Below are 15,415 nucleotides of genomic sequence, written 5' to 3'. Positions count from 1 at the left end.
CATCGGGCCGGCATGAGGTCGCGCCGGGCGGCGGGCGAGTCAGACCATCAAACAACTTTTATTCATGGCACTCCATTACCCGCTGCTGTTGGCCTATCTTGCCGCGATCGTGCTGCTCATCGCGACGCCCGGACCCGTCGTCATGCTGGTGGTCGGCACGGTCGCCCGGCGCGGCTTCCGTCAGGGCGTCCTGACCGCGATGGGCGCGAATGCCGCAAGCCTCGTCCTGATCGTGCTGGCGATGCTGATGGTGTTCGGCGTGGTGCTCGTCAGCGAGCGCCTGATCAAGTGGCTGCATGTGCTGGGCTGCGTGTTCATTGCCGTCCTGGCAATCCGCACGCTGCATGGTGAATGGCGCGCCGGCCGCATGCGCGGCGGCAGCGATGGCGAACCCGAACCGGCGCCCACATCGCGGCGACTGCCGGGCGTGGTGCGCGGCTTTCTCGTCGGCATCGCGAATCCGAAGGACCTGCTGTTTTTTGTCGCGTTCTTTCCGCAATTCGTCGGCATCACCACGGATTCGCGCGCGAGTCTGGCAATTCTGGCCGCGCTGTGGATCGCCGTCGATTTCACGATCCTCACGGGCTACATGGCCGCGGTCAACCACCCGCTGATTCATCGAAAGCAGCGCTGGATCACCGCATCGTCGGCGGGCGTGCTGCTCGTGATCGCGCTCGCCGGGTTCGTCGGGGGGATCGGGGGCGTAGCGTAGTGCGCTGGAGACCTGCGTATCGCCGTGATCGGGATGATGCGCTTCCGCGTCAATTGCTCGACATCGTCACGTCCCGGCTCCCCCTCCCGGTCACCAGGCAGCCCGACATGAATGCCTCGCCCTGGCTGCTGGCCGCGGCATCGTCGAAGCCCTGGCCGAGCGCGTCGTGCTTCACCCGCTGCGCGCCCTGCTTGCACGCAAGCGGGCTGGCGTCGAGCCCGCGGGCATGCAGCAACGCGCGATCGGCAACGAGATACGCCAGCAGCGCGACAACGGCGATATGCAAAGCTCTTCTCATGGTTCGTCTCCTCGACGTGCAAGCGTAACGCGGACGCGCGTCGTGCGGCACTCGGGGCTTCCCCGGTAAGCGCTGGCTTAAATAACGGCCCGGCAAACCGCCCGGCGCCGATCAGTCCACCTCTTCCTCGACCACGTCAGGCACGGCCGCCGCCTCCCCGCCGCGTTCCCGATAAGCGGCCGGCGGCACCCCGAACTGCTTGCGGAACTCCCGCCCGAGATGCGACGCGTCGGCGAACCCGCAGCTCGACGCGATGTCGGCGACCGTCCGGTCCGAACTCGTCAGCAGCCACGCGGCCGTGCGCAGCCGCACCTGCTTCGCGAACGCCTGCGGGCTCTTGCCGGTTTCCGCCTTGAACAGCCGTTCGAGCTGGCGCGCCGACAGGTCGAGCTTGCACGCGAGCTCCTCGAGCGGGAGCGCGCGCCCGACGTGCTGTTCCATCAGCAGAATCGCGCGCTTGACCTTCGGGTGCGTCGCGGGCTCGAGGCCCGGCGGATGCGGCTGCGGCGCGTTGCCTTTCTGCATCTCGCCGACCAGCAGGATGCGCAGCGCCTTCTGCACGGTCGCATGGTCGAAATGGCGCAGCAGGATCGCGGCGGCGACGTCGATCGACGCGCGCCCGCCCGAGCAGGTGATGCGCCGCCGGTCGATCACGAACAGCCGGTCGGCGATCAGCAGGTCGGGGTCGGCGGCCGGGAAGCGCTCGATGAAATCCCAGTAGTGGAACCAGCTCACGCAGGTGCGATGCCCGTCGAGCACGCCCGCGCGCATCAGGGTGAACACGCCGGTGCAGATGCCGACGACCGTCGCGCCGTCGGCGGCCGCGCGGTGGATGAAGCCGATCGTTTCCGGCCCCGCCTGCGGCCCCGAATGCAGCAGGCCGCCCACGACGACCACGTAGTCGAACGGCTCCGCATCGTCGAAGGTCTCCCACGGCGTGACCTGGATCCCGCAGCTCGCGCGCACCGGCGCGAGGGTTTCCCCGATCACGCTCCACGCGCAGCGCACCGGCTTGCTGTAGTCGCCGTCGTCGGCGGACAGCCGCAGCATGTCGACGAAACCGGAGAACGCGGTCAGCGTGAAGTTCGGCAGCAGCACGATGCCGAAGCGGATGCGTTTCGGCGCAGGTTCGGCGAGGGGGGAAGCAGGTACGTCGGGTGTCATCGCGGCAAATCTCGTCACGGCGCGCCGGGGCGGCCAGGTCTCACTTTCTACAGGGTCGGCACGGGCGGCGCGGATGCCCCAGCGTCGCCGATCGATGGCGCGCGCACTTGCGTTTTTCCGTCGGGAACCATCGTCAAAACGCACTTTCGGGCCAGGCGGCGCGGCGCTTGGCGGCGTCGTCCCACGCCGATGCCGTTTTTGTTCTATCGGCCGATTTTACGCTTTGGTGTACTGGCGTCCAACGTCACTTCACGTGTGTCCATCCAGAGGAAGCCAGATGAACGTCAGCGTCTTCGACCTGTTCAAGATCGGCATCGGCCCGTCCAGCTCGCATACGGTCGGCCCGATGATCGCCGCTTGCCGCTTCGCATCGCATATCGAGGACGCCAACCTGCTCGGCTTCGTGCGGCGCGTGCGGGTCGAGCTGTACGGCTCGCTCGGCGCGACCGGCAAGGGGCACGGCACCGACAAGGCGGTGCTGCTCGGCCTCGAAGGCCATCTGCCCGATTCGATCGACCCGGACCTGATCGAGCCGCGCCTCGCGGAGATCCGCGCCGGCAAGTCCCTTTCGCTGCTCGGCAGGCAGGCGGTCCGCTTCGACGAGAAGGAGCACATCGGCTTCTACCGGAAGCTGATGAGCGGCACGAGCATCGTGCATCCGAACGGGATGCGCTTCCAGGCGTTCGACGAGCACGGCCAGCTGCTCGTCGAGAAAGAGTATTACTCGATCGGCGGCGGCTTCGTCGTGAACCGCGACGGCGACCGCGTGAACGGCGTGCGCGCGGCGGCCGAGGTGCCGTATCCGTTCCGCACCGGCGACGACCTGATGCGCCAGTGCCGCGACCACGGGCTGTCGATCGCCGAGCTGATGCTGCGCAACGAATGCGCGCTGCGCGCCGAAGACGAAGTGCGCGCGGGCCTGCTCGCGATCTGGCGCACGATGGCCGCGTGCGTCGAGCGCGGCTGCAAGGTCGAGGGCGAACTGCCGGGCCCGATGCGCGTGAAGCGCCGCGCGGCCGAGCTGTACGGGCGGCTGCGCGCGCGTTCGGAGGAGTCGCTGCGCGACCCGCTGTCGATGCTCGACTGGGTCAACCTGTACGCGATGGCCGTCAACGAGGAGAACGCGGCGGGCGGGCGCGTCGTCACCGCGCCGACCAACGGCGCGGCCGGCGTGATCCCGGCGGTGCTGCACTACTACGTGAAGTTCGTGCCCGGCTCGAACGAGGCCGGCATCGTCGAATTCCTGCTGACGGCTGCCGCGATCGGGATCATCTACAAGGAAACCGCGTCGATCTCCGGCGCGGAAGTCGGCTGCCAGGGCGAGGTCGGCGTCGCGTGCTCGATGGCCGCGGCCGCGCTCGCCGCGGTGATGGGCGGCACGCCGGACCAGGTCGAGAACGCTGCCGAGATCGGCATGGAGCACAACCTCGGGATGACCTGCGACCCGGTCGGCGGGCTCGTGCAGATCCCGTGCATCGAGCGCAACGCGATGGGCGCGATCAAGGCGCTGAACGCATCGCGCATGGCGCTGAAGGGCAACGGCCAGCACTACGTGTCGCTCGACTCGGTCATCAAGACGATGCGCGAGACGGGTGCCGACATGAAGACGAAATACAAGGAAACGTCACGCGGCGGTCTGGCCGTGAACGTCATCGAATGCTAACGAAGGGTCCATCAAAATGAGCCGCTACTCGATATTCAGCCTGTTCCGCAACGGCCTCTCGTATCACGAGAACTGGGAAAAGCAGTGGAAGAGCCCGGAACCGAAGAAGGAATACGACGTCGTGATCGTCGGCGGCGGCGGCCACGGCCTCGCGACCGCGTACTACCTCGCGAAGGAGCACGGCATCACCAACGTCGCGATCCTCGAGAAAGGCTGGATCGGCGGCGGCAACACCGCGCGCAACACGACGATCGTGCGCTCGAACTACCTGTGGGACGAGTCGGCCGCTCTGTACGAGAAGGCGATGAAGCTGTGGGAAGGGCTGTCGCAGGACCTGAACTACAACGTGATGTTCAGCCAGCGCGGCGTGATGAACCTCGCGCACACGCTGCAGGACGTGCGCGACACCGAGCGCCGCGTCAATGCGAACCGGCTGAACGGCGTCGACGCGGAGTTCCTGACGCCCGCGCAGATCAAGGAAATCGAGCCGACGATCAACCTGAACAGCCGCTACCCGGTGCTCGGCGCGTCGATCCAGCGGCGCGCGGGCGTCGCGCGCCACGATGCGGTGGCCTGGGGTTTCGCGCGCGGCGCGGACCGCGCGGGCGTCGACATCATCCAGAACTGCCAGGTGACGGGCATCCGTCGCGAAGGCGGCGCGGTGGTCGGCGTCGACACGGTGAAGGGCTTCATCAAGGCGAAGAAGGTCGCGGTGGTCGCGGCCGGCAATACGACGACGCTCGCCGACATGGCCGGCATCCGCCTGCCGATCGAAAGCCACCCGCTGCAGGCGCTCGTGTCCGAGCCGATCAAGCCGGTCGTCAACTCGGTGATCATGTCGAACGCGGTGCACGCGTACATCAGCCAGTCCGACAAGGGCGACCTCGTGATCGGCGCGGGCATCGACCAGTACACGGGCTTCGGCCAGCGCGGCAGCTTCCACATCATCGAAGGCACGCTGCAGGCGATCGTCGAGATGTTCCCGGTGTTCTCGCGCGTGCGGATGAACCGCCAGTGGGGCGGCATCGTCGACGTGTCGCCGGACGCGTGCCCGATCATCAGCAAGACCGACGTGAAGGGCCTGTATTTCAACTGCGGCTGGGGCACGGGCGGCTTCAAGGCGACGCCCGGCTCGGGCTGGGTGTTCGCGCACACGATCGCGCGCGACGAACCGCACCCGCTGAACGCGCCGTTCGCGCTCGACCGCTTCTACACCGGCCACCTGATCGACGAGCACGGCGCTGCCGCCGTCGCGCACTGATCGACGACCCGCACTGAAGTGCATGGGACCGGAGTAAGGCGCCGAAGCGCCAACTCTGGTCGACACACGAGGAGAAGGAAACATGTTGCTGATCGAATGTCCGTGGTGCGGGCCGCGCGCCGAATCCGAGTTCACGTGCGGCGGTGAAGCCGATATCGTGCGCCCGGTGAACAACGAGACCATGACCGACCGCGAATGGGGCGAATACGTGTTCATGCGCGAGAACAAGCGCGGGCTGCACAAGGAGCAGTGGCTGCATACGCAAGGCTGCCGCCGCTGGTTCAAGGTCGAGCGCGATACCGTCACCTACGAAATCAAGGGCTACGAAAAATTCGGCGGAGCCGCCGCCAACGCCAACGAAGAGGGCACCAGCAAATGAGCCAGAAAGACCGTCTCGGCACCGGTGGCCGCATCAATCGCGCGATTCCGCTGACCTTCACGTTCAACGGGCGCACCTATCAGGGCTTCCAGGGCGACACGCTCGCGTCCGCGCTGCTCGCGAACGGCGTGCACTTCGTCGCGCGCAGCTTCAAGTACCACCGCCCGCGCGGGATCGTGACGGCGGACGTCGCGGAACCGAATGCCGTCGTGCAGCTCGAGTCCGGCCCGTACACCGTGCCGAATGCGCGCGCGACCGAGATCGAGCTGTACCAGGGCCTCGTCGCGACCAGCGTGAACGCGGAACCGTCGCTCGAGCACGACAAGTACGCGATCAACCAGAAGCTGTCGCGCTTCATGCCCGCCGGGTTCTACTACAAGACCTTCATGTGGCCGCGCAACATGTGGCCGAAGTACGAAGAGAAGATCCGTGAAGCGGCCGGCCTCGGCAAGGCGCCCGAGGTGCTCGACGCCGATCGCTACGACAAGTGCTACGCGCACTGCGACGTGCTCGTCGTCGGCGGCGGCCCGTCGGGCCTCGCGGCCGCGCATGCGGCGGCGACGGCCGGCGCGCGCGTGATCCTCGTCGACGACCAGCGCGAGCTCGGCGGCAGCCTGCTGTCGTGCCGCGCGGAAATCGACGGCAAGCCCGCGCTGCAGTGGGTCGAGAAGATCGAAGCCGAGCTGCGCAAGCTGCCCGACGTGACGATCCTCGCGCGCAGCACCGCGTTCGGCTACCAGGACCACAACCTCGTGACGGTCACGCAGCGCCTGACCGATCACCTGCCGGTGTCGATGCGCAAGGGCACCCGCGAGCTGCTGTGGAAGATCCGCGCGAAGCGCGTGATCCTCGCGACCGGTGCGCACGAGCGGTCGATCGTGTTCGGCAACAACGACCTGCCGGGCGTGATGCTCGCGGGCGCGGTGTCCGCGTACATCCATCGCTTCGGCGTGCTGCCGGGCCGCGACGCGGTCGTGTTCACGAACAACGACCGCGGCTACCAGGCGGCGCTCGACCTGAAGGCATGCGGCGCGAAGGTGACGGTCGTCGATGCGCGCGCGTCGAGCAACGGCGCGCTGCCCGCGGCGGCGAAGCGCCAGGGCGTGACGGTGATGAGCGGCGCGGTCGTGACGGCCGCGGCGGGCAAGTGGCGCGTCTCGTCGGTTGACGTCGCGTCCTACATGAACGGCCAGACGGGCGGCAAGCTGAAGACGCTGCCGTGCGACCTCGTCGCGATGTCGGGCGGCTTCAGCCCGGTGCTGCACCTGTTCGCGCAATCGGGCGGCAAGGCGTGCTGGAGCGACGAGAAAGCCTGCTTCCTGCCGGGCAAGGCGGTGCAGCCCGAGGCGAGCGTCGGCGCGGCGGCGGGCGAATTCGGGCTCGCGCGTGCGCTGCGGCTCGCGCTCGACGCGGGCGCGGAAGCGGCGAAGGCCGCCGGCTTCTCCGCCACGCAGCGCCCGGCCGCGCCGAAGGTCGCCGAAGTCGCGGAAGGCGCGCTGCAGCCGTTGTGGCTCGTCGGCAGCCGCGAGGCCGCCGCGCGCGGGCCGAAGCAGTTCGTCGATTTCCAGAACGACGTGGCGGCCGCCGACATCCTGCTCGCCGCGCGCGAAGGCTTCGAGTCGGTCGAGCACGTGAAGCGCTACACGGCGATGGGCTTCGGCACCGACCAGGGCAAGCTCGGCAACATCAACGGGATGGCGATCCTCGCGCAGGCGCTCGGCAAGTCGATTCCGGAGACGGGCACGACGACGTTCCGCCCGAACTACACGCCCGTGTCGTTCGGCACGTTCGCGGGCCGCGAGACCGGCGATTTCCTCGACCCGATCCGCAAGACCTGCGTGCACGAATGGCACGTCGAGCACGGCGCGATGTTCGAGGACGTCGGCAACTGGAAGCGGCCGTGGTACTTCCCGAAGAACGGCGAGGACCTGCACGTGGCGGTGAAGCGCGAATGCCTCGCGGTGCGCAACAGCGTCGGCATCCTCGACGCATCGACGCTCGGCAAGATCGACATCCAGGGCCCGGACGCGGTGAAGCTCCTGAACTGGATGTACACGAACCCGTGGGGCAAGCTCGAGGTCGGCAAGTGCCGCTACGGGCTGATGCTCGACGAGAACGGGATGGTGTTCGACGACGGCGTGACGGTGCGCCTCGCCGACCAGCACTTCATGATGACGACCACGACCGGCGGCGCGGCGCGCGTGCTCACTTGGCTCGAACGCTGGCTGCAGACGGAATGGCCTGACATGAAGGTGCGCCTCGCGTCGGTGACGGACCATTGGGCGACCTTCGCGGTCGTCGGCCCGAAGAGCCGCAAGGTCGTGCAGAAGGTGTGCCGGGACATCGACTTCGGCAACGAGGCGTTCCCGTTCATGAGCTACCGCAACGGCACGGTGGCGGGCGTGAAGGCGCGCGTGATGCGGATCAGCTTCTCGGGCGAGCTGGCCTATGAAGTGAACGTGCCGGCGAACGCGGGCCGCGCGGTGTGGGAAGCGTTGATGGCCGCGGGCGCCGAGTTCGACATCACGCCGTACGGCACCGAGACGATGCACGTGCTGCGCGCGGAGAAGGGCTACATCATCGTCGGCCAGGATACCGACGGGTCGGTCACGCCTTACGACCTCGGGATGGGCGGGCTCGTCGCGAAGTCGAAGGACTTCCTCGGCAAGCGTTCGCTGTCGCGCTCGGATACCGCGAAGGAAGGCCGCAAGCAGTTCGTCGGCCTGCTGACCGACGACGAGCAGTTCGTGCTGCCGGAAGGCGCGCAGATCGTCGCGAAGGACACGCAGGTGTCGACGACCGAGCCGACGCCGATGATCGGCCACGTGACGTCGAGCTATTACAGCCCGATCCTGAAGCGCTCGATCGCGCTTGCGGTGGTGAAGGGCGGCCTGAACAAGATGGGCGAGAGCGTCGTGATTCCGCTGGCCAACGGCAAGCGCATCACCGCGAAGATTTCGAGCCCGGTTTTCTACGATACCGAAGGGGTGCGCCAGCATGTGGAATGAAACGAGAAACCAGACGCAGGTGGCGGGCGCGGGCGGCGTGCAGCTCGAATCGCCGTTCGTCGGCGCGGCCGACCTGCTGAAGACGCAGCAGGCGCGCGCATCGAAGAAGTTCACGCTGCGCGAGCGGCCGTTCCTCGACCTCGTCAACGTGCGCGGCGAGCTGAGCGACCCGGCGTTCGTCGCCGCGTTCGAGCGCGTGGTCGGCTGCCGGCCGCCTGCCGCGCCGAACACGGTTGCGCGCGGCGCCGAGTACGACGTGCTGTGGCTCGGCCCCGACGAATGGCTCGTGCGCTCGAACGGGCCCGTGCAGGCGGGCGTGCTCGAGGCGGCGCTTGCCGAGGCCGTGCAGGGCTCGTATGCGGCGGCGGTCGACGTCGGCAGCGGCTATACGGTCGTCGAGGTCAGTGGCGAGCGCGTGCGCGACGTGCTGGCGCGCGGTTGCCCGCTCGACCTGCATCCGCGCCAGTTCAAGGCGGGGCAGTGCGCGCAGTCGCATTACTTCAAGGCGTCGATCGTGCTGGTGCCGACCGGTGACGACACGTACGAGATCGTCGTGCGCCGCAGCTTCGCCGACTATTTCGTCCGCATCATGTTCGACGCGGCTGCGCCGCTCGCATCATGAAGCCGGTCGACGAACCGTTCGTGTCGATCGACGCGCCGCGCCTGCGAGGGCGCGGCTGGAGCGTGTTCGTCGACGAACTGAAGGTGCCGGCGCGGATCGGCATCCATGCGCACGAGCATGACGCGCCGCAGCCGATCGTGATCGATGCGCAGCTCGGGTATCGCTGCGAGCCGAGCGAGGCCGGGGAGTGGATCGATTACGACGGGTATTGCGCGCGGGTGGCGGCGTTTCTCGCGCACAAGCCGCATACGCGGCTGCTCGAGACGCTGGTCGCCGAGATCGCGGTGCTGTCGTTTCGCGAATGGCCGGCGCTGGAGACGCTGACGCTGTCCGTCCACAAGCCGAAGATCCGGCCGGGGACGAAACGCGTCGGGGTGTCGCTGGACTGGACGCGGGGGGATTACCTGCGGTGGACGGGGGAGGTGGGGCGGGTCGGCTCGGCCGGATAGGCTTGGCCGGGTAGATGCCATTTCTATCCGACAAGCGGCCATTCGACTTGCGTAGGCGAATGGTGCCCGTGCGTCCTACCTTCCCGCCTTGCGTCGTGCCATATACCCGAGATACGCAATGATCCGATCGATCTCCTGATCGCTCAGCTGATCCGGCGAGAATGGCGGCATGGCCCGCCCGGGCCAGTTCCGAACCGATGCCGGATTGCGAATGTAGCGATGCAGGGCTGCGGGCTGGAAATAATCGACCGGATTCATCGGCGCGTTGAGGTCGGGGCCGGTGTCAGCGCTGCCCGCGCCGTCGAGTCGATGGCACGCGAAACATTGCGTGATGAACAGGCTTTGGCCCGCGCGGGCCGGATCGGTTGCCGGCAGCGCCGGATCGACGGCGAGGGCCGGCCAGCGCGCGACGGGCGACTGTTGCATCGCGAGACGCACGATCTGGAAAGGCCACTGCTCGTTGCGGACGGACGACGCCTCCTTGCCGACCCAGATCAGGTAGAACGGCCCGGCGCTGACCGGCTTGCGCGGCAGCTTCGGCCACGGGTGCGCGGGGTCCTCCACCGCGAGCCATGCAACGGCGCGCGCGGCGTCGCGATTGCGCGCGAGGTCCATCGGCAGTTGCGCGGCGAAGCCGTCGGCCGCGCGCGTTTCGAGCACGCTGTCCGCAGGCAGGGCCGCGCCGTCGAGCAGGCTGGCGAGCGGCACCGCGCGGAAGGTCATCGGCCTGCCGTATGCGACATCGTGTGGGACATGGATCTCCGCCGCATCCGGGCGCGCCAGCAACGCCTGCGAGGTGAACGTGCGGGTCTTGCCGTCCGTAGTGAGCTCGAGCGTGGACTGGGCAGCCGCTTGGCGTCCGATCACGCAGATCGTCAGCAGCAGGAGCGAAAAGATCGCGCGTTTGAGCATGTGCTCTCCGTTGGTTGTTGATTATTGTGACGGCGGCGGCAGGTTCGCCGCATCCATTTGAGCTGCCCCCTCAAATCGACCCGAACAACGCCCGCGGCCGATCCTTCAACGTCCCCGCCAGAATCCGCAGCCCGTTGACGAGCTGATCGCGCGTCGCCGCACAGGCGAGGTTGATGCGCACCCCATGCTCGATCTCGGCCCGATCCACCGCGAACGCCGACGACGGCATCACCACCACGCCGCGCGCCTTCGCGTTCGCGGCGAAGTCGTCCGCGCGCCACGGCGGCGGCAGCCGCAGCCACACGAACATGCAGGCGGGATCGGATTTCAGGTGCCCGGCCGGCAACAGCTCCCGCGCGAGGTCCACGCGCGCGCGGATCTCCGCCAACTGCGCATTCATGATCCGCTCGGCGGTGCCGTTCTCGATCCACGCGGTCGCGATCAGCATCGACATCGGCGCGGGCATCCACGCGGTCGTGCGCACCGCCTCCGCGCACAGCGCGACGCTGTCCTGCGGGCAGCACAGATAGCCGAGCCGCAGGCCGGGCGCGAGAATCTTCGACGTCGCGCCGATATGGAACGTCAGCTCCGGACAAAGCCCCGCGATCGTCGGCAGCCGGTCGCGCACGAGCGGGCCGTACACGTCGTCCTCGATGATCGTGACCCGATGGCGCCGCGCGACGTCGACGAGCGCCATGCGTCGCTCGAGACTCATCGTCGTGACGGTGGGATTCTGCAGGTTCGGCACGACGAAGATCGCCTTCACCGGCACGCGCTGGCAGATCCGCTCGATCTCGTCGGGAAGCAGGCCGTCGTCGTCGGCCGGCGCGCTGACGATCTCGAACTGGAACACCGGCGCGAGCGCCTTGAGCCCGTAATACGTGAGCCGGTCGGCGACGATCACGCCGTCGGTGCCGATCAGGCTGTTCAACACCGCATAGAGGCCATGCTGCGCGCCGCTCGTCACGACGATCCGGTCGCGCGACGGCGCAAAGCCCGGCGCGGCGAGCCATTGCGCACCGGCCGCGCGCGCCCAGTCGGGGCCTTGCGGCGGCTGGTACTCCTGCAGCGACGCGAAGCGCGGGTCGCCCGGCAGCGTGCCGAGGGTTTGCGCGAGACTCGCCAGGAATTCGCCGGTGGCCGGCCGGTTCACGGTCAGGTCGAGCGGGCCGCTGCCGGCGGCGAGCGCCGTGCGCGCAGGCTCGATGCTCGGCATCGCGCCGCCCGTGACGAGCGACCCGCGGCGCTTGCTGCCGATCACGAGGCCGCGCAACTGCAGTTCCTTGTACGCACGGGACACGGTCGACACGTTGATGCCCAGCTCTGTCGCGAGCTGGCGCTGCGGCGGGAGACGGCTACCGGGCGGATACGTGCCGTTGCGGATCTCTTCCTCGATCGAGCTCGACACCTCGACGTAGGTCGGGCGCTTCACCGACGTACCGTTGCCGCGCGTGTCGGAATGTTTGTCTGATGCCATCGGTCGCCTTGTGCCACACAAAAAGCGTTTGTCTGATGCGTTTGCCTGCAGCGATTGTATCCGACACCTCCGGGACGTCAAACACCATCATAAAAATCAGATATTTACGCGCGAACACGATCGGGTAAACACCGGCCCCACACAATGCAATTTTGATTGCACACAAAAATGCAATGTGTGATTCTAGATTCCATCTTTGTATGCTTTTTGGGTCCTGAAGGAGGGCGGTCATGGCGAACGTCGCCATCGTCGGAGCGGGCTTCATCGGCCTCGGTGCCGCGGCCTGGCTGCAGCGCGACGGGCATCGCGTGACGCTGTTCGACGCGGCCGGCGTCGGCGAGGGCGCGTCGTTCGGCAATGCGGCGACCTTTGCGCCCTATGCATGCGTGCCGGTGAACAATCCGTCGGTGTTCGGCGCGATCCCGCACTACCTGTGCGGGCGCGACAGCCCGCTGCGGATTCGCTGGCCGTACCTGCTGCGCGGCGCGCCGTGGCTGGTCCGCTTCCTGATCGCGTCGCTGCCGGCGCGCCACCTGCGCAGCGCGGGCGCACTGGCCGCGCTGCTCGCGCTCGCCCGCGACGGCTATGCGCCGCTGCTCGACGCGCCAAGGCTTGCCGCATTCGTGCGGCCGCGCGAATGCCTGTACCTGTATGCGCGGCAGGCGTCGTTCGACGCGGCGCAGCCGGCGCTCGAATTGCGGCGCCGCTTCGGCGTCGCGTTCGAGACGCTCGATGCGGCCGGGATTCGCCGGCTGGAGCCGGCGCTCGCGCCGATCTTCGCGCGCGGCGTGCTGTTCGGCGGAAGCTGGCATTTCTCGGATCCGCACGGCTTTCTTGGCGCGCTGTTCGCGCATCTGGCGGCGGGCGGCGTGACGCTGGAGCGCACGAACGTCGAGCACGTCGCGCCGGCGGGCGACGGCGTGCGGCTGCTGGCCGGCGGCGCGACGCGGACGTTCGACCATGTCGTGATCGCGGCGGGCGCGCGTTCCGCGCCGTTCGCGGCGTCGTGCGGCGACCGCGTGCCGCTCGATACCGAGCGCGGCTATCACGTGCAGTTCGCGGAGCGCGAGCAGGTCGTGTCGCGGCCGGTCGGCTGGGCCGAGCGCGGCTTCTACATGACGCCGCTCGACGAGGGGCTGCGCGCGGCCGGCACGGTCGAGCTGGGCGGGTTTCGCGCCGACAAGAACCCGGCGCTCGTCGACCTGCTCGCGCGTTCCGCGCGCGAGGCGCTGCCGACGCTCGGCACGCCGACGCGCAGCTGGCTCGGTTTTCGTCCGACGCTGCCGGACGGCGTGCCGGTGCTGGGCCGGGCGGGGGGCTGCGAGCGCGTGATATACGCATTCGGCCATCAGCACCTCGGCGTGACGCTGGCCGGCATCAGCGGACGGATCGTCGCGGACCTGGTCGCGCAGCGCGCGCCGCCGCTCGACCTGATGCCTTACCGGGCCGCGCGCTTCTGACGCGGCCCCCGGATGGCCGGCCCCCCGGTCCCCTATACAGCTTCGAGGCGTCGCGATCGAAGCGGCTGATCGCAAGGACGGCAACCCGCGACTTCAATCACCGCAAGGAGGCATCATGAATCGTCGTAACTGGCTGATAGGGCTGGCGGTCTGCTCGATCGGCACGGCCGTCACGTCCGCGCAGGGTGCGGACGCGCAGGCCGTCAAGATCGGCTTCGCCGGGCCGCTGACGGGCCCGGTCGCACGCGTCGGCAAGGATCTGCAATACGGCGCGCAGCTCGCGCTCGACGAGGAAAACGCGAAGCACCCGACGATCGGCGGCAAGCCGGTGCAGTACGTGCTCGACGTTCAGGACGACCAGGCCGATCCGCGCGTCGCGATCCAGGTCGGGCAGAAGCTCGTCGACGACGGCGTGGTCGGCGTGATCGGGCATTACAACTCGGGCTGCAGCATTCCGGCGTCGGCCGTGTATCGGCAGGCGAACGTCGTGATGATCACGCCCGGCTCGACCAACCCGCAACTGACGATGCAGGGCTTCAAGAACGTGTTCCGCACGATGGGGCACGACGGGATCGGCGGCGTGGTCGCGGGCCGCTTCGCGGTCGAGCAATTGAAGGCGAAGCGGATCGGCATCATCGACGACCGCACCGCGTTCGGCCAGGGGCTCGCCGATGCGTTCGAGAAAGGCGTGAAGGAGGCGCACGGCACCGTCGTCAGCCGCGAATACACGAACGACAAGGCGGTCGATTTCCGCGGCATCCTGACGACGCTGAAGAGCGACAACATCGACCTGCTGTTCTTCGGCGGGCTCGACGAGCAGGGCGCGATGCTCGTCAAGCAGATGCGCTCGCTCGGCATTCGCGCGCAGCTGTTCGGCGCGGGCGCGCTGAAAAGCAACGCATTCCTGAAGATTGCCGGCAGCTCGGGCGAAGGCACGCAGGATCTCGAGCCGGGGCCCGCGCTCGACAAGCTGCCGTCGGCGCAGGCGTTCGCGCAGCGCTACAAGGCGCGCTTCAACCAGGACGTCGAGCTGTATGCGCCGTTCGCGTACGACGCGGCGCTGGCGATGATCGCGGCGATCCGCAAGGCCGATTCGCTCGATCGCGGCAAGATCGTGCAGAGCATGCCGAGCGTGGCGGTCACGGGCGTGACGGGGAAGATCTCGTTCGACGAGCGCGGCGACCTGATCAAGCCGCCTTATACGCTGTTCCGCGTCGAGCAGGGGCAGTGGCACAGCATCCGGACGGTGGGCGGCTCGGGGAGCTGAGTGCGTGGCCGCGGCGGAGCTGCGTCAACGGGAATCCCGCACCGACACCGCCCGAACGTCCGACGCCGGCGCGCTCACCGGCATCATGCCCGCGTTCGCATCGTCGCGCGGCTCGAGCACGAAGCGGAACGACTCGACGCGTTGCAGCACCTTCGACGCATACGCGTGCGAGCCGCCGTAGCTTTTCAGCGCGGCGCCGATGTCGCCGCCGGCGGCCTTCACGTAGCCGGACAGGATCGCCGAGCCCGCGTTGACGTTCGCGTTCGGCTCGGTCAGGTCCTTCACGTTGCGCAGCAGCCCGCGGTGCGCGCTGGGCACCACCTGCATCAGCCCGGTCGCGCCGCCCGCGCCGCGCGCCTTTTCCTGGAAGCGCGATTCGATCGAGATGATCGCGTAGACGAGCGCCGGCGGCAGCGCGTATTTCGTCGCGGTGGCGTTCACGATGTCGGCGAGCTTCGTGGCCTTTTCCCTGGCGACGCCGAACTTCTTCATCAGGTAGGAGGTGATGCGGCGGTTTTCCTCGTTGGGCTGGTTGGCGGCGAGCGGCGCGGACGCGTCGGACGCGGCGGCGGCAGGCGCGGACGCAGGTTGCACAGGCAACGGTTGCGCAGGCATCTGCTGCGCCGACACGTATTGCGCACTGCCGAGCAAGAACACGATCAGCCAGGAAAACCGTCGCATGGTCAGGGTGGTGGAAACGGGAGGCGCACAGTATATCGGCCAATTGTCGCGATTGTCCGCAA

14 protein-coding genes are annotated in these 15,415 nt (G+C 68.2%); 9 read left to right on the top strand and 5 right to left on the bottom strand.

All coding sequences use genetic code 11. The annotated features are described in order from the left end of the window. The first annotated feature begins 64 nt into the window (after positions 1-64). Positions 65-712: a LysE family translocator gene (locus KY49_RS33870; protein ID WP_042588584.1), complete on the top strand. Its 648-nt coding sequence runs from the start codon at positions 65-67 to the stop codon at positions 710-712. Positions 713-761: 49 nt separating this feature from the next. Here the strand turns inward: KY49_RS33870 and KY49_RS33865 are convergent, their stop codons facing one another. Both KY49_RS33865 and KY49_RS33860 read right to left on the bottom strand, forming a co-directional pair. Beyond that, positions 762-1,010: a hypothetical protein gene (locus tag KY49_RS33865; RefSeq protein ID WP_042588583.1), complete on the bottom strand. Its 249-nt coding sequence runs from the start codon at positions 1,008-1,010 to the stop codon at positions 762-764. Between the two features lie 111 nt (positions 1,011-1,121). Beyond that, complete coding sequence (locus tag KY49_RS33860; protein WP_042588582.1) at positions 1,122-2,174, bottom strand: GlxA family transcriptional regulator; 1,053 nt, start codon at positions 2,172-2,174, stop codon at positions 1,122-1,124. A 277-nt stretch (positions 2,175-2,451) separates the two neighbouring features. Here KY49_RS33860 and KY49_RS33855 point away from each other — a divergent pair, with 277 nt between their 5' ends. The 6 genes from KY49_RS33855 (at position 2,452) to KY49_RS33830 (ending at position 9,556) form a co-directional block, all read left to right on the top strand. Then, complete coding sequence (locus KY49_RS33855) at positions 2,452-3,837, top strand: L-serine ammonia-lyase (protein WP_042588581.1); 1,386 nt, start codon at positions 2,452-2,454, stop codon at positions 3,835-3,837. Between the two features lie 16 nt (positions 3,838-3,853). Further along, entirely contained in the window at positions 3,854-5,098 is a 1,245-nt protein-coding gene (locus KY49_RS33850; protein WP_042588580.1) for a sarcosine oxidase subunit beta family protein, read from the top strand. Between the two features lie 82 nt (positions 5,099-5,180). After that, positions 5,181-5,477, top strand: coding sequence for a sarcosine oxidase subunit delta (locus tag KY49_RS33845; RefSeq protein WP_042588579.1), 297 nt, complete (start codon positions 5,181-5,183; stop codon positions 5,475-5,477). Beyond that, positions 5,474-8,485, top strand: a complete 3,012-nt coding sequence (locus KY49_RS33840; protein WP_042588578.1) for a sarcosine oxidase subunit alpha family protein — start codon at positions 5,474-5,476, stop codon at positions 8,483-8,485. The genes KY49_RS33845 and KY49_RS33840 overlap by 4 nt, the downstream gene beginning before the upstream one ends. Then, positions 8,475-9,107, top strand: coding sequence for a sarcosine oxidase subunit gamma (locus tag KY49_RS33835; RefSeq protein ID WP_042588577.1), 633 nt, complete (start codon positions 8,475-8,477; stop codon positions 9,105-9,107). The genes KY49_RS33840 and KY49_RS33835 overlap by 11 nt, the downstream gene beginning before the upstream one ends. Beyond that, positions 9,104-9,556, top strand: coding sequence for a dihydroneopterin aldolase (locus tag KY49_RS33830; protein ID WP_042588576.1), 453 nt, complete (start codon positions 9,104-9,106; stop codon positions 9,554-9,556). The genes KY49_RS33835 and KY49_RS33830 overlap by 4 nt, the downstream gene beginning before the upstream one ends. Positions 9,557-9,631: 75 nt before the next feature. On the opposite strand, the gene KY49_RS33825 is transcribed toward KY49_RS33830, so the two are convergent. Both KY49_RS33825 and KY49_RS33820 read right to left on the bottom strand, forming a co-directional pair. Continuing rightward, positions 9,632-10,468: a c-type cytochrome gene (locus tag KY49_RS33825; RefSeq protein ID WP_042588575.1), complete on the bottom strand. Its 837-nt coding sequence runs from the start codon at positions 10,466-10,468 to the stop codon at positions 9,632-9,634. Between the two features lie 70 nt (positions 10,469-10,538). Next, a complete protein-coding gene (locus tag KY49_RS33820) occupies positions 10,539-11,945 on the bottom strand; it encodes an aminotransferase-like domain-containing protein (RefSeq protein WP_042588574.1) in 1,407 nt (468 codons plus the stop codon). Positions 11,946-12,175: 230 nt separating this feature from the next. On the opposite strand from KY49_RS33820, the gene KY49_RS33815 reads away from it, so the two are divergent. Together KY49_RS33815 and KY49_RS33810 are read left to right on the top strand one after the other, a co-directional pair. Continuing rightward, positions 12,176-13,405, top strand: a complete 1,230-nt coding sequence (locus KY49_RS33815; RefSeq protein ID WP_042588573.1) for an NAD(P)/FAD-dependent oxidoreductase — start codon at positions 12,176-12,178, stop codon at positions 13,403-13,405. Positions 13,406-13,520: 115 nt separating this feature from the next. Beyond that, positions 13,521-14,672: a branched-chain amino acid ABC transporter substrate-binding protein gene (locus KY49_RS33810; RefSeq protein WP_042588572.1), complete on the top strand. Its 1,152-nt coding sequence runs from the start codon at positions 13,521-13,523 to the stop codon at positions 14,670-14,672. Between the two features lie 24 nt (positions 14,673-14,696). On the opposite strand, the gene KY49_RS33805 is transcribed toward KY49_RS33810, so the two are convergent. Then, positions 14,697-15,353, bottom strand: a complete 657-nt coding sequence (locus KY49_RS33805; protein ID WP_042588571.1) for a transglycosylase SLT domain-containing protein — start codon at positions 15,351-15,353, stop codon at positions 14,697-14,699. Positions 15,354-15,415: the final 62 nt, after the last annotated feature.

This window comes from Burkholderia sp. MSHR3999 (assembly GCF_000833595.1).
GTDB classification, from domain to species: Bacteria; Pseudomonadota; Gammaproteobacteria; order Burkholderiales; family Burkholderiaceae; genus Burkholderia; species Burkholderia ubonensis.
Note: the sequence above shows the minus strand (reverse complement) of the source record. Positions and strands in the feature narration are given on the sequence as shown.

Coding starts and splice junctions, on each gene's coding strand:
- KY49_RS33870 (WP_042588584.1), top strand. CDS start 65: ATGGCACTCCATTACCCGCTGCTGTTGGCCTATCTTGCCGCGATCGTG.
- KY49_RS33865 (WP_042588583.1), bottom strand. CDS start 1,010: ATGAGAAGAGCTTTGCATATCGCCGTTGTCGCGCTGCTGGCGTATCTC.
- KY49_RS33860 (WP_042588582.1), bottom strand. CDS start 2,174: ATGACACCCGACGTACCTGCTTCCCCCCTCGCCGAACCTGCGCCGAAA.
- KY49_RS33855 (WP_042588581.1), top strand. CDS start 2,452: ATGAACGTCAGCGTCTTCGACCTGTTCAAGATCGGCATCGGCCCGTCC.
- KY49_RS33850 (WP_042588580.1), top strand. CDS start 3,854: ATGAGCCGCTACTCGATATTCAGCCTGTTCCGCAACGGCCTCTCGTAT.
- KY49_RS33845 (WP_042588579.1), top strand. CDS start 5,181: ATGTTGCTGATCGAATGTCCGTGGTGCGGGCCGCGCGCCGAATCCGAG.
- KY49_RS33840 (WP_042588578.1), top strand. CDS start 5,474: ATGAGCCAGAAAGACCGTCTCGGCACCGGTGGCCGCATCAATCGCGCG.
- KY49_RS33835 (WP_042588577.1), top strand. CDS start 8,475: ATGTGGAATGAAACGAGAAACCAGACGCAGGTGGCGGGCGCGGGCGGC.
- KY49_RS33830 (WP_042588576.1), top strand. CDS start 9,104: ATGAAGCCGGTCGACGAACCGTTCGTGTCGATCGACGCGCCGCGCCTG.
- KY49_RS33825 (WP_042588575.1), bottom strand. CDS start 10,468: ATGCTCAAACGCGCGATCTTTTCGCTCCTGCTGCTGACGATCTGCGTG.
- KY49_RS33820 (WP_042588574.1), bottom strand. CDS start 11,945: ATGGCATCAGACAAACATTCCGACACGCGCGGCAACGGTACGTCGGTG.
- KY49_RS33815 (WP_042588573.1), top strand. CDS start 12,176: ATGGCGAACGTCGCCATCGTCGGAGCGGGCTTCATCGGCCTCGGTGCC.
- KY49_RS33810 (WP_042588572.1), top strand. CDS start 13,521: ATGAATCGTCGTAACTGGCTGATAGGGCTGGCGGTCTGCTCGATCGGC.
- KY49_RS33805 (WP_042588571.1), bottom strand. CDS start 15,353: ATGCGACGGTTTTCCTGGCTGATCGTGTTCTTGCTCGGCAGTGCGCAA.